Below are 14,840 nucleotides of genomic sequence, written 5' to 3'. Positions count from 1 at the left end.
CTTGACGATTGTTGACGGCTCGACGGCCGCGGACCGCCGACCGGCGCGGCAGCCCGCTCAGCGGCCGGTGGACCCGAACCCGTCGGCGCCGCGCGCCGATCCGGGCAACCGGTCCACCTCGTAGAACACCGCCTTCTCCACCTTCTGGATGACGAGCTGCGCGATGCGGTCACCTCTGCGCAGCCGTACGGCCTCCTTGGCATCGGTGTTGATCAGCGTCACCTTGATCTCACCCCTGTACCCCGCATCGACGGTGCCAGGCGCGTTGACCATCGTCACCCCGTGCTTGGCGGCCAGACCGGACCGGGGGTGGACGAACGCGGCGTACCCATCGGGCAGGGCGATCGCCACCCCGGTGCCCACGATCGCCCGCTCGCCCGGGAGCAGCTCGACGTCCGTCGCGGCGTACAGGTCGGCGCCCGCGTCCCCCGGATGCGCGTAGGAGGGCGTCGGCAGCCCGGCGTCGAGCCGGTGGATCAGCACCTCGACATTGCGCGTCACGGGTTCACCTCGTACTCGTGGTGCTCGTCGGCGATGGCCTGGGCGTCGCCGTGCTCGGCGAAGTGCTCCATGCCGACCTCGATGAAGAGCGCGGCGGCCCGCACGGCGACGGGACCGTCCGGGGAGCCGATCCGGCCCTCGGCTTCAAGATATGCCTTCCGGCCGGACATGCCGGTGCACCAGGCGCGGAGGTGGAGGGCGGAGCCCACCGGGACCGGCGCCAGATAGTCGGTCTCCAGCCGCCCGGTGACGTAGGGACGCTGGAACAGCCAGACGGACATGCCGATGACCTCGTCCATCGCCGCGGCCAGCACACCGCCGTGCGCGAGGCCCGGCGCGCCCTGGTGCGCCTCCCCCACGACGAACCCGGCGGTCACCGAGACTCCGTCGGGGGTGACGGCGGACAGGTGCAGGCCGGTCGGCTGCTTCTCGCCGCAGCCGAAGCAGCGGCTGTAGTGCGAGCCGAGCGAGGAGCCGGGGGCGGGCGCTCCGGGAAGCGGCTGCGGGAGCGTCGCCCCGGGCGGGGGCGTGGTGATGGTGGAACGGGTCACGGGGCAGAACGTTACCGGCTGGGCTGGGACGATTCCGCACTCACCGGGGTTCGGAGGTCCCGGACGGCGCACCCGGAGCCGCCTGCGCCGGATCGGCCGCCGGATCGGGCGCGCCCGGAACCGCCGGGCCGGGCGCCGTGTCCGGTGCGGCGGGCTCCGCGGGCGGCACGGCGCCCTTCGGATCCGTCGCCTCCCCGGACTCCGCGCGCCCCGCGGGCTGCGCGGGGTCCGCCTGCGGCACGAGGTCGGTCGGCGGCGCGGGGGCCGGCGGCGGCGCCTCGGAGTCTCCCGCCAGCAGGGGCGCCGCTCCCGGCGGGAGGGCGACCGGCGGATCGCTCAGGAGCTCGGGCACCGCCCGGTAGATGACCGCCGCGACCGGGACCGCCACCGCGGCCCCGGCGATGCCGCCCACGATGCCGCCCACGGCCAGCACCAGGATGATCGCCAACGGGTGGAAGTTCAGCGCCCGGCCGACGATGAGCGGCTGCAGCACGTGGTTCTCCAGCTGCTGCTCGACCACCAGGATGCCCACGAAGATCAAAGCGTAGATCGGGCCCTGGGCGCCGAGGGTGACCAGCGTGGCGACGGCCCCGGCGAAGAAGATGCCGACGATGGGGATGAAGCTGGCCAGGAAGATCAGCACCGCGAGGGGCGCCCAGAGCGGCACGCCCATCCCGGCGAGCACGATGCCCATGATCACACCGTGCACCGCCGCCACCGCCACGGTGCCCTGCACGTAGTGCGAGAGCGTCACCCAGGCGGCCCGCCCGGCCCGGTCCACCCGGGGCGTGGCCGAGCCGAACGCCTTGAGGAACCAGGCCCAGATCCGGTCGCCGTCCTTGAGCAGGAAGAACGTGACGAACAGCAGCAGGACGATCGAGGCGAGCACCTCCAGCGCCACGGTGGCGCCGGTGAGAACGGTCTGCTGCTTGGTGACCTGCGCGGCGATGTTGCTGACCCAGGTGGAGATCTGGGTGGGCTGCAGGTGCAGCGGACCGGTCTGCAGCCAGGTCTGCACCTCGTCGGCGGTCTCCTGGACCTGCCTGACCAGCCGGGGGAACTCCTCGTTGGCCCGCACCCCGATGATCCACCCGGTGCCGCCCAGCACCGTGAAGGCGATCAGCATGCTGACCCAGGTCGCGTAGATCGGCCGCATGCCCGCCGTCCGGAGCCTGCGGGTGATCGGGAACAGCAGCGCGGTGAACAGGAACGCGATGGCCACGGGCAGCGCCACGATCCGCAGGGCGGCCACGCCCTGCGCGACGTAGGACACGGCCCAGCCGATGATGATCAGGCACAGGCTCCACACGGCCATGCGGAGCAAAGTGCGCGGCACCAGCTGCGTCAGACGCTTCCTATCCGAGATCACGCGCTCCAGACTGTCACGCCCCGGCCGGAAACGCGCGCCGTTATCTCCCCGGGGAGAAAACCGGGCACCGGGCGGCCGTGGGCCGGACCGGTGAACGGGATCGGCCCGGAGAGCCGGGGGGCGGAGAGGAGCGGCCCGGAGAGCCGGGGGGCGGAGAGGAGCGGCCCGGAGAGCCGGGGGCGGAGAGGATCGGCCCGGGGAGCCCGGACACTGAAGAGGACCGGCCGTCCGGACCGGTCCCCTCCGCGCCGATTCCCGGTCAGCGCTCTTCCGGCGGCCGAGAGATCACCCGGTCCTCCAGGTAGCAGTCGCAGTTGCCGCACCCTGGCGTCATCCTCTGCCCTCCCTCACCTCGGATATCTCGACCGTACGACACACATTCGTTTCGGACGCCTGACCGGAGAGGTCAGATTGGCGTTTGACGCCACGGCCGCGACGGGACCGGAACGGATATCCACGACGGCGGTCTCCTCGCGATCCGTTCCACGGGACGGGAGGCGGTGGACGGCCGTGACGCGCGCGAGGGCGGCGCGTGACGCGGCCCGGTGGAGCTTCCGGAACAGCGCGGAAAGCTCACGGAGCAAGGTGGAAAACTCACCGAACAGCGCGGAAAGCTCACGGAACAGGGCGGAAAAATCCGGCTATAGCCAACGATATTCGCGAACGCGCGGAACAGAGTCCCCGGCTGTCGCGCCTTTCATGCTAAATCATGATAAATGCTCAAAAGAGCGAGTCGGAGATGGAGGAGCAGCCGTACAGAAGGGGCCCGCGAGCCCTCCGAAAGGCGCCGGCCGTCCCGCGGGAAAGGCCGGAACGCCCCGTGAGGGGGCGGCCCCGGCCTTTCCCCGATCGGACCTGCGCGAGATCAGACGAGGACGACCTCGACGGTGAGGTCGCCCTCACCGGGCTCCAGCACGAACTCCTCGACGGCTCCCGCGCCGCACAGGTCGTCCTGCCCGCGCCGGACGAGGTCGGCCCGGGCGCCGGTGACGGTCAGCCGGGAGACCTCGGCGCGCATCGAGAGCCTGGCGTCGGACTTGGCCCTGCGGACCCGGCCGAGGACCTCGGCCACGGCGGGCAGCAGTTCCGGGTCGCCGCCCCGGTCGTCGGGCGTGGGCCAGGCGGCCCGGTGCACCGAGCCCTCGCGCCACCAGGACCAGACCTCCTCGGTGACGAACGGCAGGAAGGGGGCGAACAGCCGGAGCATCACGTCCAGCGCCTCGCGCAGCGCCGCGCGGGCCGAGCGGGCGCCCGCGTCGCCGGGGTCTCCGGCGTCGCCGTACGCCCTGGCCTTGACCAGCTCCAGGTAGTCGTCGCAGAACTCCCAGAAGAACCGCTCGGTCCGCTCCAGCGCCCGGGTGTAGTCGTAGGACTCGAACGCCTCGGTGGCCTCCCGGACCACCTCCGCCAGCCGGGCCAGCATCGACAGGTCGAGCGGCTCGGTGACCCGGACGGCCTCCACGGACGTCTCGGGGCCGTCGAGGACGTCCCCGGGGACGGGCTCCTGCGGGGCGCCGAAGCCGAGGACGAACTTCGAGGCGTTCAGGATCTTGATCGCCAGGCGGCGGCCGATCTTGATCTGACCGGTGTCGAAGGCCGTGTCGGTGCCCGGACGGCCGCTGGCCGCCCAGTAGCGGACCGCGTCGGAGCCGTACTCCTCCAGCAGGCCCATCGGCGTGACGACGTTCCCCTTGGACTTGGACATCTTCTTGCGGTCCGGGTCGAGGATCCAGCCCGAGATGGCCACGTTGCGCCAGGGCAGCGTGTCCTCCTCCAGATGGGCCCGGACCACGGTGGAGAACAGCCAGGTACGGATGATCTCGTGGGCCTGCGGGCGCAGGTCCATCGGGAACACCCGCCGGAACAGGTCCTCGTCCCGCTCCCAGCCTCCGGCGATCTGCGGCGTCAGCGAGGAGGTGGCCCAGGTGTCCATGACGTCCGGGTCGCCGGCGAACCCCTCGGGCTTGCCGCGCTGGTCCTCGGTGTAGCCGGGCGGCACGTCGCTGGACGGGTCGATCGGCAGCGCCGACTCGTCGGGCAGGATCGGCGCGGAGCGGTCGGGCTCGCCGTCGGCGTCCAGCGGGTACCACACCGGGATGGGCACGCCGAAGAAGCGCTGCCGGGAGATCAGCCAGTCGCCCGCCAGGCCCTCCACCCAGTTGTCGTAGCGGACCTTCATGTGCGGCGGGCGCCACGTCAGCTCCGCGCCCCGGCCGAGCAGCGCCTCACGCAGGACGCGGTCGCGCCCGCCGTTGCGGATGTACCACTGGCGGGTGGTGACGATCTCCAGGGGCTTGTCGCCCTTCTCGTAGAACTTCACCGCCCGCTTGACCGGCTCCGGCTCGCCCGGCATCTCCCCGGACGCGCGCAGCATCTCCACGATCCGCTCGCGGGCGCCGTGGACGGTCTTGCCCGCCAGTTCGGCGTACGGCTCCGCGGGCACGCCGGCCGGCGGCTCGGCCAGGATCCGCCCGTCCCAGCCGATCACCGCCCGGGTGGGCAGGTCGAGCTCACGCCACCAGACGACGTCGGTGACGTCGCCGAAGGTGCAGATCATCGCGATGCCGGATCCCTTGTCCGGCTCGGCCAGGTGGTGGGCCAGGATCGGGACCTCGACCCCGAACAGCGGCGTGCGGGCCGTGGCGCCGAACAGCGGCCGGTAGCGCTCGTCGTCGGGGTGGGCGACCAGCGCCACGCACGCGGGGATCAGCTCGGGGCGGGTCGTCTCGATCCAGATCCGCTCCCCGGACGGCCGCGTGAAGGCGATCCGGTGGAACGCCCCGGGCCACTCCCGGTCTTCCAGCTCGGCCTGGGCGACGGCGGTGCGGAAGGTGACGTCCCAGAGCGTGGGCGCCTCGGCGACGTACGCCTCGCCCCGGGCGAGGTTGCGCAGGAACGCCCGCTGGGAGGCGGCCCGCGCGCCGCCGTCGATCGTGGCGTAGGTCATGGTCCAGTCGACCGACAGGCCCAGCCGCCGCCACAGCTCCTCGAACGCCTTCTCGTCCTCGACCGTGAGCCGCTCGCACAGCTCGATGAAGTTCCGCCGGGAGATGGGGATCTGCTGTTTGCCCGGCTTGTCGGGCGGCTGGAACGAGGGGTCGTAGGCGGTGGCGGGGTCGCAGCGCACGCCGAAGTGGTTCTGCACCCGGCGCTCGGTGGGCAGGCCGTTGTCGTCCCAGCCCATGGGGTAGAAGACCTCGCGGCCGCGCATGCGCTGGAAGCGGGCGACGGTGTCGGTGTGGGTGTAGGAGAAGACGTGGCCGACGTGGAGGGACCCCGAGACGGTCGGCGGCGGGGTGTCGATCGAGTAGATCTCCTCCCGCGTGCGCGAGCGGTCGAAGCGGTAGGTGCCCTCGTCCTCCCAGCGGCCTGCCCATACGACTTCCAGGCCGTCGAGAGTCGGTTTCTCGGGCATGGGCGCATGGCGCGGTCGCTGATTCGTCATGCCTCCTTATGGTATGGCTTCGCATGATCCACCGCTGAAGCAGACTAGTGTTCGTTACCCGAGGGGAATCATCGAGGGAGGAACACCATGGCCGAGGACAAGGAGAAGCAGGACATGGCCTGGCGGGCCATCGGCGGCCTGGTGGGACTCGCCACGGCCTGGGCGGCCAAGAAGGTCCTGGGGTTCGCCTGGGAGAAGGCGACCGGCAAGAAGCCTCCGGCGGACCACGACTCGCTGGAGATCAGCCTCGGCGAGGCGATCGCCTACGCCGTGGTGATGGGCGTGGGCATGCAGGTGGCGCAGATCGTGATGACCCGCACCGCCAGGAAGCGCTACGACGCGTGGAGGGCCATGAAGGACGCGGCCAGGGAGATCGCCTCCTGACGGCCGCCCGAACGGCCCCGTGACGGCCCCGGGAGGCCGGGGCGGTCTCCATGACGGTCCCGGGAGGCCGGGGCGGTCCTCGGAGCGGCTCCGGTGCGGTCTCCGTGACGGTACGGCCCGCCGCGCGGGAACGGCGCGGCGGCCGTGCCGGCGGCGGGTCAGCTCTCCAGCGCGGCGAGGAAGTCCTGCGCCCAGCGGTCCACGTCGTAGGTGGCGACCCGGCGGCGCAGCGAGCGCATCCGCCGGGACAGGTCGTGGGGGGTGGCCCGCATCGCGGACAACATCGTGCGCTTGAGGCCGTCGATGTCGTAGGGGTTGACCATGAACGCCTGCTTCAGCTCCTCGGCCGCCCCGGCGAACTCGCTGAGCACCAGGGCCCCGCGCAGGTCGTGGCGGCAGGAGATGTACTCCTTGGCCACCAGGTTCATCCCGTCGCGCAGCGGCGTCACCACCATCACGTCCGCCGCCAGGTAGAGGGCGGCCAGCTCGTCTCGGCCGTAGGACTGGTGCAGGTACTGCACCGGCTGCTGGCCCAGCTCGCCCTGCTCGCCGTTGATCCGGCCGACCTGCAGCTCGATGGAGTCGCGCAGCCGGATGTACTCCTCGACCCGCTCCCGGCTGGGTGTGGCGATCTGCACGAAGGCCGCCTCCCCCGGCTTGATCGAGCCGTCGGCGAGCAGTTCCCCGAACGCCTTCAGCCGCTGGCCGATGCCCTTGGTGTAGTCGAGCCGGTCCACGCCGAGCAGCACGTGCTCAGGGTTGCCCAGGTCCCGGCGGATCTCCTGCGCCCTGGCGACGATGTGCGGCTCGCGGACCAGGACGTCGAGCTCTCCGAAGTCCACCGAGATGGGGAACGCCTCGGCCCGCACCACGCGGTCCTCGACGTAGATCTCGTGCTTCTGGTACTGGAGACCGAGCGTCTTACGGCACAGGCGGATGAAGTTGGACGCGCCGCCGGGGCGCTGGAAGCCGACGAGGTCCGCGCCGAGCAGTCCCTCCAGCAGTTCCCTGCGCCAGGGCAGCTGCTGGAACAGCTCGCCGGGCGGGAACGGGATGTGCAGGAAGAAGCCGATGCGCACGTCGGGGCGGAGCTTGCGGAGCATCGCGGGGACCAGCTGCAGCTGGTAGTCCTGCACCCATACGACCGCGTCCGGCGCGGCGGCCTCCGCGGCGGCGTGGGCGAAACGTTCGTTGACCAGGCGGTAGGCGTCCCACAGGGCGCGCGAGTAGACGGGCGTGGCGACGACGTCGTGGTAGAGCGGCCAGAGGGTGGCGTTGGAGAAGCCTTCGTAGTAGAGCTCGACCTCCTGCGCCGACAGCGGCACGGGGATGAGGTGCATGCCGTCGTGCTCGAAGGGGTCGAGGCGCTCGTCGGGGGCGCCGTGCCAGCCGATCCAGGCGCCCTCGCGGCGCTGCAGGACGGGAGCGATCGCGGTGACCAGGCCGCCGGGGCTGCGCCGCCACATGTCCTCCCCGACCCGGTCGACGGGCAGGCGGTTGGCGACGATCAGGAACGAGCTGGAGCCCGGCACAAAACCCTCCAATAGTTGACTTATCCAATCAACTACCCCATTAAGCCGTTTTTATGACTTTCAGGGGGCGGCCGGCGGGAGGGAACGTTGTTGCCGGAGATCGTCCCGGACGATGTCGGCGAGCTTCCTGGTGGCCGCGCGGTTGAGGGTGCCACCGGCCACGGCACCGGTCAGGAACGGGCCGAGCGTGGTGAGGTGCCGCCCGAGGGTGCGCATGAGGCGGTTGCGCAGGGCGGTCTTGGCCGCGGTGCCGAGCGCGACGGTGACCGAGCCGGGGGCCATGGGATCCACTCCGCGCTGCTTGGACCAGGCGGTCACGAAGGCGATGGCGCGCTGGGTGCCGGTCCCGGGGACCTGCACGCCGTACACCTCGTGGAGTTCGGCGATGAGCTTGACCTCGATCGCGGAGACCACGAGGGTCTCGGCGACCAGCTGGGCGGGGGCCGACAGCAGCAGGGGCGGGGCGGCGAACTCGGCCGCCGCGAGGGCCCCGCCGATCGCGCCGACCGTCATGGTGGCCTTGGCCGCGGTCCGGGAGAGGTCGTCGGCCAGCGCCTCGCCGGTGAGCCCGTGGTGGTGGGCGGAGAGAGTCGCCAGATCGCGGATCGGGATGCGGGGCGCCACGGCCATGAAGACGTCGGCGAGCCAGCGGCCCCGGCCCGTCCCGGACTCCTTGGCCCGCTTCGCCCCGGCGGCCAGCGCCTTCGTCAGGCGGCCGAGCAGCCGTCGCCGCTCGGCGCCGTCCATCTCGCCGGGCTCGGCGAGCCTCCCGACGAGTTCGGCGACTTCCTGATCGGTTCCCTGGGCGGCGGCCTCACGACCCGTCTCCGGGGTGGGGTCGCCGTCCGAGGCGCCGTCCGAGGCAGTGGCCCGGGTGCCGTCCGGAGCGCCGGCCGACTCCGCGGCCGTGGAGTCGTCCGGCGTGGCACCGGTCTGCCTGTTCTCTGACGTCATGTCGCGGAACCTCCTCAAGGCTGTCCTTCTGCCCTACCCGTCGATGGAAGGACACACATCGGACAGGCCGTCGGAACGGTCGTCAGGCCGCGCACTCCCGGCAGATCTGCTGGCCGTTCCTCTCGACGGCGAGCTGGCTGCGGTGGTGCACCAGGAAGCAACGCGCGCAGGTGAACTCGTCAGCCTGGCGAGGAATCACCCGGAGCGAGAGCTCCTCGTTCGACAGGTCGGCGCCCGGCAGCTCGAGCGACTCGGCGAGGTCGGTCTCGTCGATGTCGATGCTGCCCGAGGACTTGTCGGTACGGCGCGCCTGCAGTTCCTGAAGACTGTCCTCGCTGAGGTCGTCGTCAGTCTTGCGTGGGCTGTCGTAATCGGTAGCCATCGGTCTGCTCCATCCCCCTCATCTATCTGTCTGCGCTCGCTCGCGCGTGTGTCAACGTACGAGAGGCCCGTCTTGTGCCCGGTCCGGCAGAGAGATTCCTGCTTCGGTACCCCGCCGGAATGGTCACCGAACCTCCTCACACGTGAGGGACCGGCCGCACATGGGCGTGGTTAGCCAAATATGGCGAAACACACAGCCCTGGCGACATGCACCACCGTGTTCGACGGCACATCCAACCACATGTGCGACCCGAACGAGACGCTCCCCGCCGGATCAACGTGGCTGGAGTCTCACGGTCACCACGAGACCGCCCCCGTCCCGGGGAACGGCGGTCACGTCGCCACCATGAGCGCGCACGACCGCGCGGACGATGGAGAGCCCGAGCCCCGACCCCTTGGCCGAGTCGATCCGGTCGGCGTTGAGCCGGCGGAACGGTTCGAACAGGCTGCTCACCTCGTACGCGGGCACGTGAGGCCCGGTATTGGCGACCTGAACAATCAGAACGCCCTCCACCATTCCCGCCCGGACCCAAATACGTCCCGACTCGGGAACGTTGTACTTGATCGCGTTCTCGACGAGATTGGAGACGCACCGTTCCAGGAGCACCGGATCGCCCACGGTCTCGGCGCTGCCGATCTCGGTGGCGACCGTGACGCCGGCCTCCTCCGCGCGCGGCGCGAGCTGCTCGAGCGCGGTCTCCGCCACGTCCTTGACGTCCACGGGCTTGCGCACGCTCAGCGCGCGCTCACTGCGGGCGAGCAGGAGCAGGCCCTCGATGAGCCGCTCGTTGCGGGCGTTGACCTCCAGGAGGGTACGGCCCAGCGCCTTGAGGTCCTCCGACGCCTCGGGGTCGCCCAGCGCGATCTCCAGCACCGTCCGGTTGATCGTCAGCGGGGTTCGCAGCTCGTGCGAGGCGTTGGCCACGAACCTGCGCTGCGTGTCGAAGGCGACGTCGAGCCGGGTGAGCATGGCGTCGAAGGTGTCGGCCAGCTCCTTGAGCTCGTCGTCGGGGCCCTTGAGGTCGATGCGCTCGTGGGCGAGGGTCGAGGACGAGAGCTTGCGCGCGGTGGCGGTCATCTTCTGGACCGGTTTGAGCGCGCGGTCGGCCACGACGTACCCGATGACGATCGCGAGGATGCCGACGCCCAGCAGCGCCAGGAGCGACCGGGTGAGCAGGGCCTGGCGGGCCTCGGAGACGGCGAGGTGCTGGTGCCAGGTCCACTGGCGCTCGATCTCCAGGGCGTCGTCCGGTGAGAAGCTGCTCAGGTTGAGGCCGGGCCACGCCGAGTCGATCGCCCAGGCGACCATCATGTACATCACGAACAGCAGCAGCGCGCCCGCCATGAAGAACAGCACGGCGTAGGTGAGCGTGAGCCGCCACCGGATGCTGAGCCGGTCGCTGATCTTCCTCACCCGGTCGACGAGGGACGGCTTCAGCGGCAACGCGCCCACCGGGGGAGGACCGTCCCACGCCGGCGGGCCGCTGGGCGGCGGCGGCTGCACGGGACGCGGGGACGGCGAGGGCTGCGTGGGCGGCGCGGCCGCGCCGCCGGCCTCCCCGCCCTCGACCGGGTGGGAGCCGGGCTCCTCCCGCTTCGAGTGCGGACTGATCATGGGGTGGGTCGGCGCCGCGCGCCGCCGCTCGTCCGGCGGGACGAACTCGGGGCGCTCCCCGGGCGGGGCGAACGCCGGCCGCTCCTCGGGCGCGCTCACAGCTTGTATCCGACCCCGGGCACCGTCTCGATGACCGCCGGCTCGCCCAGTTTCTTCCGCAGGGTCATCATGGTCACCCGCACCACGTTGGTGAACGGGTCGATGTTCTCGTCCCAGGCCTTGTCCAGCAGGTCCTCCTGGCTGACGACCGCGCCCTCGGCGCGCATCAGCTCCTCCAGGACCGCGAACTCCTTCTTGGTGAGGGTGATCTCCTCACCGTTCCTGGTCACCAGCCGCTTGCCCGGGTCCAGGCGGACGCCGGAGCGCTCCAGCACCGGCGGGAGCGCCGGGGCCGAGCGCCGGCCGAGCGCCCTGACCCGCGCGACCAGCTCGATGAAGACGAAGGGCTTGGCGAGGTAGTCGTCGGCGCCCAGCCCCAGGCCCTCGACCTTGTCGTCGACGTCGCCGGAGGCGGTCAGCATCAGGATCCGGGAGGCCGACCGCTCGGCCACCAGGCGGCGGCAGACCTCGTCCCCGTGGACCTTGGGCAGGTCGCGATCCAGGACGATCACGTCGTAGTCGATGTAGCCGGTCCGCTCCAGCGCGCCCGCGCCGTCGTAGGCGACGTCCACGGCCATGGCCTCCCGCCGCAGCCCCGTCGCGATCGCGTCCGCGAGCACCCGCTCATCCTCGACCACAAGCACCCGCATGGCCTCTGACACCTCCCTGCAGTCCGCCGGACAGCCGCCCGAACGGTTCCCCATTCTCACCCCACCGGCCGTAAGCCGGTGGTAAGGCCACCGCCACGATAAGCACACCCACGGTGATGTATGACACAGGCAGGTTTAGGGCAGTCCACGCGATGGGTACAGACGCTCCCAGTCCCTGCTTCGGAACACCCTCCGGCCCCCCATGAGAAAGAAGGTGAGATGGGCGAGTTCACGACCACGATCGAACACCGCCTCGACCAGGCCTACAAGAACCTGCAGGAGGCCAGGTCCACCGGCGACGACTACCTCGCCGACACCCTCACCGCCGAGATCGAGGACCTCCGCCGTCTCGCGACCGACAACGGCGTCCCGCTCCAGCGCTGACCAGACGTGACGGGGCCCCTCGCTCCTCCCCGGAGGAACGAGGGGCCCTCGTGCGTCCGCGCCCGCCGGATCAGGCGTCGCGCTCGGGGTCCAGCGGGGCCAGCAGGTCGTGGAGCGCCTCGAACAGGCCGGGCGCCGCGCAGAGCGTCAGCCCGGGGTTGTACGGCTTGCCGTGCATGCCGCCGACCCTGGCCCCCGACTCCGCCGCGACGAGCCCCCCGGCCGCGTAGTCCCAGTACTGCGGGCCGCGCTCGTAGTACCCGTCCACCCGCCCGGCCGCGACCGCGCACAGGTCCGAGGCCGCCGAGCCGCCCCGGCGGATGTCGCGCACGCGCGGCACCACGTGCGCGAGCACCTCCGCCTGCACCGCCCGCCGCCCGGGGTCGTAGCCGAAGCCGGTGGCGATCAGCGCCTGGTCCAGCGGCACGCCGGTGTTGCAGCGCAACCGCTCGCCGGCCAGCCACGCGCCCTCGCCCTTGGCGGCCGTGAAGACCTCTCCGCGGGGCACGACGTCGACCACGCCCGCGACGACCTCGCCGTCGACCTCGACCGCGATGCTGACCGACCACTCGGGCAGGCCGTACAGGAAGTTGACCGTCCCGTCGATGGGATCGACGATCCACCGGACGCGGCCGTCGCCGGTGGCGCCGCCCTCCTCGCCCAGGATCGCGTCGTCCGGCCTGGCCTCCTTGATCCTGGTGCGGATCAGCTCTTCCGCGGCCCTGTCCAGCGCGGTCACCACATCGGTGGGACTGGACTTGGTGGCCAGCACCTCGGGCCGGGCGGGCCGCTTGGCCAGGAGCATCTCCCCGGCCTCACGGGCGATCCGCTCGGCCAGTTCCAGATAAACGGTGCTCATGGCCGCTCCCCGTCTCTCACTCGTCTCACGACCCCATCGTCCCGTGCGGCCGCTCCCACCGGCCGCACGGGGTCAGGGCGTCGTCCCGGAGAGGGACGTTCAGGAGAGCGACTCCGGCCGCTTCCACTCCTGGCCCAGGACGTGCTGCGCCAGGAAGGCCAGGACGGTCTCGTACCAGACGACGGCGTTGCCCGGCTTGAGCACCCAGTGGTTCTCGTCGGGGAAGTACAGGAACTTCGCCTCCACGCCGGAGCGCTGCAGATCCCACCAGAGGCGCAGACCTTCGCCGATCGGCACCCGGTAGTCCTTGTCGCCGTGGATGACCAGCATCGGCGTGGTGATCTTCTCCAGCGACCGGTGCGGGGAGAGCGTGTCGTACAGCTCGCCGCCCGGCTCGCCGAACTCCCGCTGCCAGTACATGGACGCGTCGGTGGTCCCGGCGAACTGCTCGAGGTGCCACAGCGAGGCGTGGGTGACGATCGCCCTGAACCGGTCGGTGTGCCCGGCGATCCAGTTGGCCATGTAGCCGCCGAAGGATCCGCCCATCGCGGCGGTCCGGCCCGGGTCGATCCCGGGAACCTCCAGCGCCGCGTCGGTGATCGCCATCAGGTCGGCGTGGGTGCGCGGGCCCCAGTTCGCCCAGCCGCGCCGGATCATCTCCGGCCCGTAGCCGGTGGACAGGCACGGGTCGGGCAGCAGGACGGCGTAGCCGTGCGCCGCCATGATCCACGGGTTCCACCGCCAGGACCAGTCGTTCCAGCTGCTCAGCGGCCCGCCGTGGACCCACAGCAGCAGCGGCGCCGGGTTGTCGGCGGAGGCGCCCTCGGGCAGCACCAGCCAGGCGCGGATCTCCGCGCCGTCGTCGGCGGTCGCGGTGACCTCGGTGAGCGTGCCGGGCGGTTCCAGCTCGGGGGCCGGGGAGGCGAGCTCCTCGACCGTGCCGGCCGCGCCCTCCAGGGTGATCCTGACCGGGCCGGCCGCCCGGTCCACGCCGCTGCGCAGCGCGTACAGGGTCCCGCCGGGGGCGACGTTGACCGCGGAGTAGGCGGCGTCGTCGGCGGTGAGCCGTACCGGCTCGGAGCCGTCGGCCGGGACGCGGAAGACCGGGCGGCGGCCCCGGTGGTCGGCGACGACGTAGAGCGAGGCCGAGTCGGGCGCCCACCTGATCTCCGACGGCCAGAGCTCCCCGCCCGCCGCGTGCCCCTCGCCGGTGGCCAGGTCGACGATCCAGAGCGTGACCTCGGGGATCGTGCGGGTGTCGGCATGGCTGCTGCGCACGCAGGCGACCCGGCGGCCGTCGGGCGAGACCGCCAGCGGCCCCTCGAAGTCGTGGCCGTCCTCGCTGGCCAGCACCCGGCGGGCCCCTCCGCCCGCGATCTCGATGGCGACCAGGTCGGAGCGGAGCTCTCCGCCCGGCAGCACGGCCGCCCAGGTGGCGATCGCCGTGGCCCCGTCCGGAGTGACCTCGTAGGAGGCGTTGGTGAGCGCCTTGCCCGGCTCCGGCGTGAGATCCCTGACGTCGGCCAGCCGGTCCTCGCCCACCGTCCCGGCGAACAGCCGGGTCTCGCCGGGCCCCAGGTCGTGGTCCCAGTAGCGCACCGGGTAGCCCTCGTGCAGGATCGCGCTGATCCCGGCGTCCTTGCGGGCCTTGCGCCGCTCGGCCTCGGTCGACTCGTCGCCGGGGAGCACCCCGGAGGCGAAGACCACGGTCGGCCCGCCGGTCGCGAAGCCGTCGATCCCGCCGGGCCGGGAGGCCACCTGCCGGGCCTCGCCGCCGGCGGCGGGCAGCAGCCAGAGCGCGGAGACCTCGTCGTCGGGGTCCTTCACCGTCGGGTCGGGACGGCGGGACCCGAACAGGACGTCGCCCTCGGCGGTGAACTCGGCCCCCGCCTCGCCCTTGAGGGATCTGGTCAGCCGGTACGGCCTGCGCCCGTCGAGAGGGATCTCCCACAGGGCGGTTCCGTAGGACTTGCCGTCCGGGTTGAGCGCCTGCACCACGCCCACCAGGCGGCCGCCGTCCGGGGAGAGACGCAGCGAGGTCAGGCGAGGTACACCGACATAGTCATGCATGTCAGAAAAAGAGGTCACGCTACCGAACCTACCTCTACGGTCTGAC

General features: G+C 71.7%; 13 protein-coding genes. 2 read left to right on the top strand and 11 right to left on the bottom strand.

What is annotated here, in order from left to right; genetic code table 11:
* Positions 1–57: 57 nt before the first annotated feature.
* The 4 genes from dut to valS form a co-directional block, all read right to left on the bottom strand.
* On the bottom strand, positions 58–501 hold the full coding sequence (dut, locus tag Plo01_RS15020) for a dUTP diphosphatase (RefSeq protein WP_203891178.1): 444 nt from the start codon (positions 499–501) through the stop codon (positions 58–60).
* Positions 498–1,052, bottom strand: a complete 555-nt coding sequence (locus Plo01_RS15015) for a PaaI family thioesterase (protein ID WP_203891177.1) — start codon at positions 1,050–1,052, stop codon at positions 498–500. Before Plo01_RS15015 ends, dut begins: the two co-directional genes overlap by 4 nt.
* Positions 1,053–1,092: 40 nt before the next feature.
* Positions 1,093–2,367 (bottom strand): AI-2E family transporter, encoded by a 1,275-nt coding sequence (locus Plo01_RS15010; protein WP_239316359.1) that lies wholly within the window; start codon positions 2,365–2,367, stop codon positions 1,093–1,095.
* A 919-nt stretch (positions 2,368–3,286) separates the two neighbouring features.
* Complete coding sequence (gene valS, locus Plo01_RS15005; RefSeq protein WP_203891175.1) at positions 3,287–5,866, bottom strand: valine--tRNA ligase; 2,580 nt, start codon at positions 5,864–5,866, stop codon at positions 3,287–3,289.
* A gap of 87 nt (positions 5,867–5,953) precedes the next feature.
* Between valS and Plo01_RS15000 the strand changes: the two genes are divergently transcribed.
* The gene (locus tag Plo01_RS15000; protein WP_203891174.1) at positions 5,954–6,250 is read left to right on the top strand and encodes a DUF4235 domain-containing protein; all 297 of its coding nucleotides are present in this window, start codon (positions 5,954–5,956) and stop codon (positions 6,248–6,250) included.
* Positions 6,251–6,408: 158 nt separating this feature from the next.
* On the opposite strand, the gene Plo01_RS14995 is transcribed toward Plo01_RS15000, so the two are convergent.
* The 5 genes from Plo01_RS14995 to Plo01_RS14975 all read right to left on the bottom strand — a co-directional run bounded on the left by Plo01_RS14995 (position 6,409) and on the right by Plo01_RS14975 (position 11,481).
* Positions 6,409–7,782 carry an alpha,alpha-trehalose-phosphate synthase (UDP-forming) gene (locus tag Plo01_RS14995; RefSeq protein WP_203891173.1) on the bottom strand — a complete coding sequence of 458 codons (1,374 nt, stop codon included), beginning with the start codon at positions 7,780–7,782 and terminating at the stop codon, positions 6,409–6,411.
* 60 nt (positions 7,783–7,842) lie between these two features.
* A complete protein-coding gene (locus Plo01_RS14990; protein ID WP_203891172.1) occupies positions 7,843–8,736 on the bottom strand; it encodes a hypothetical protein in 894 nt (297 codons plus the stop codon).
* An 82-nt stretch (positions 8,737–8,818) separates the two neighbouring features.
* Positions 8,819–9,118 (bottom strand): DUF4193 domain-containing protein, encoded by a 300-nt coding sequence (locus Plo01_RS14985; protein WP_089206330.1) that lies wholly within the window; start codon positions 9,116–9,118, stop codon positions 8,819–8,821.
* Positions 9,119–9,391: 273 nt separating this feature from the next.
* A complete protein-coding gene (locus tag Plo01_RS14980) occupies positions 9,392–10,732 on the bottom strand; it encodes a sensor histidine kinase (RefSeq protein WP_203891330.1) in 1,341 nt (446 codons plus the stop codon).
* Positions 10,733–10,827: 95 nt separating this feature from the next.
* Positions 10,828–11,481, bottom strand: coding sequence for a response regulator transcription factor (locus Plo01_RS14975; protein ID WP_203891171.1), 654 nt, complete (start codon positions 11,479–11,481; stop codon positions 10,828–10,830).
* A 219-nt stretch (positions 11,482–11,700) separates the two neighbouring features.
* Between Plo01_RS14975 and Plo01_RS14970 the strand changes: the two genes are divergently transcribed.
* The gene (locus Plo01_RS14970; RefSeq protein ID WP_203891170.1) at positions 11,701–11,865 is read left to right on the top strand and encodes a hypothetical protein; all 165 of its coding nucleotides are present in this window, start codon (positions 11,701–11,703) and stop codon (positions 11,863–11,865) included.
* A 70-nt stretch (positions 11,866–11,935) separates the two neighbouring features.
* Here the strand turns inward: Plo01_RS14970 and Plo01_RS14965 are convergent, their stop codons facing one another.
* Entirely contained in the window at positions 11,936–12,724 is a 789-nt protein-coding gene (locus tag Plo01_RS14965) for an inositol monophosphatase family protein (protein ID WP_203891169.1), read from the bottom strand.
* Positions 12,725–12,823: 99 nt separating this feature from the next.
* On the bottom strand, positions 12,824–14,794 hold the full coding sequence (locus tag Plo01_RS14960; protein ID WP_203891168.1) for a S9 family peptidase: 1,971 nt from the start codon (positions 14,792–14,794) through the stop codon (positions 12,824–12,826).
* Positions 14,795–14,840 lie beyond the last annotated feature (46 nt).

The organism is Planobispora longispora (assembly GCF_016863135.1).
Lineage (GTDB): Bacteria > Actinomycetota > Actinomycetes > Streptosporangiales > Streptosporangiaceae > Planobispora > Planobispora longispora.
This window is presented reverse-complemented; position numbering and strand designations above follow the sequence as displayed.

Excerpts from the sequence above, each read along its gene's own strand:
- Plo01_RS14970 (WP_203891170.1), top strand. The coding sequence starts at position 11,701 with ATGGGCGAGTTCACGACCACGATCGAACACCGCCTCGACCAGGCCTAC.
- Plo01_RS14980 (WP_203891330.1), bottom strand. The coding sequence starts at position 10,732 with ATGATCAGTCCGCACTCGAAGCGGGAGGAGCCCGGCTCCCACCCGGTC.
- Plo01_RS15000 (WP_203891174.1), top strand. The coding sequence starts at position 5,954 with ATGGCCGAGGACAAGGAGAAGCAGGACATGGCCTGGCGGGCCATCGGC.
- Plo01_RS14975 (WP_203891171.1), bottom strand. The coding sequence starts at position 11,481 with ATGCGGGTGCTTGTGGTCGAGGATGAGCGGGTGCTCGCGGACGCGATC.
- Plo01_RS14965 (WP_203891169.1), bottom strand. The coding sequence starts at position 12,724 with ATGAGCACCGTTTATCTGGAACTGGCCGAGCGGATCGCCCGTGAGGCC.
- Plo01_RS14990 (WP_203891172.1), bottom strand. The coding sequence starts at position 8,736 with ATGACGTCAGAGAACAGGCAGACCGGTGCCACGCCGGACGACTCCACG.
- Plo01_RS14960 (WP_203891168.1), bottom strand. The coding sequence starts at position 14,794 with ATGCATGACTATGTCGGTGTACCTCGCCTGACCTCGCTGCGTCTCTCC.
- Plo01_RS15010 (WP_239316359.1), bottom strand. The coding sequence starts at position 2,367 with ATGGCCGTGTGGAGCCTGTGCCTGATCATCATCGGCTGGGCCGTGTCC.
- Plo01_RS14985 (WP_089206330.1), bottom strand. The coding sequence starts at position 9,118 with ATGGCTACCGATTACGACAGCCCACGCAAGACTGACGACGACCTCAGC.
- valS (WP_203891175.1), bottom strand. The coding sequence starts at position 5,866 with ATGACGAATCAGCGACCGCGCCATGCGCCCATGCCCGAGAAACCGACT.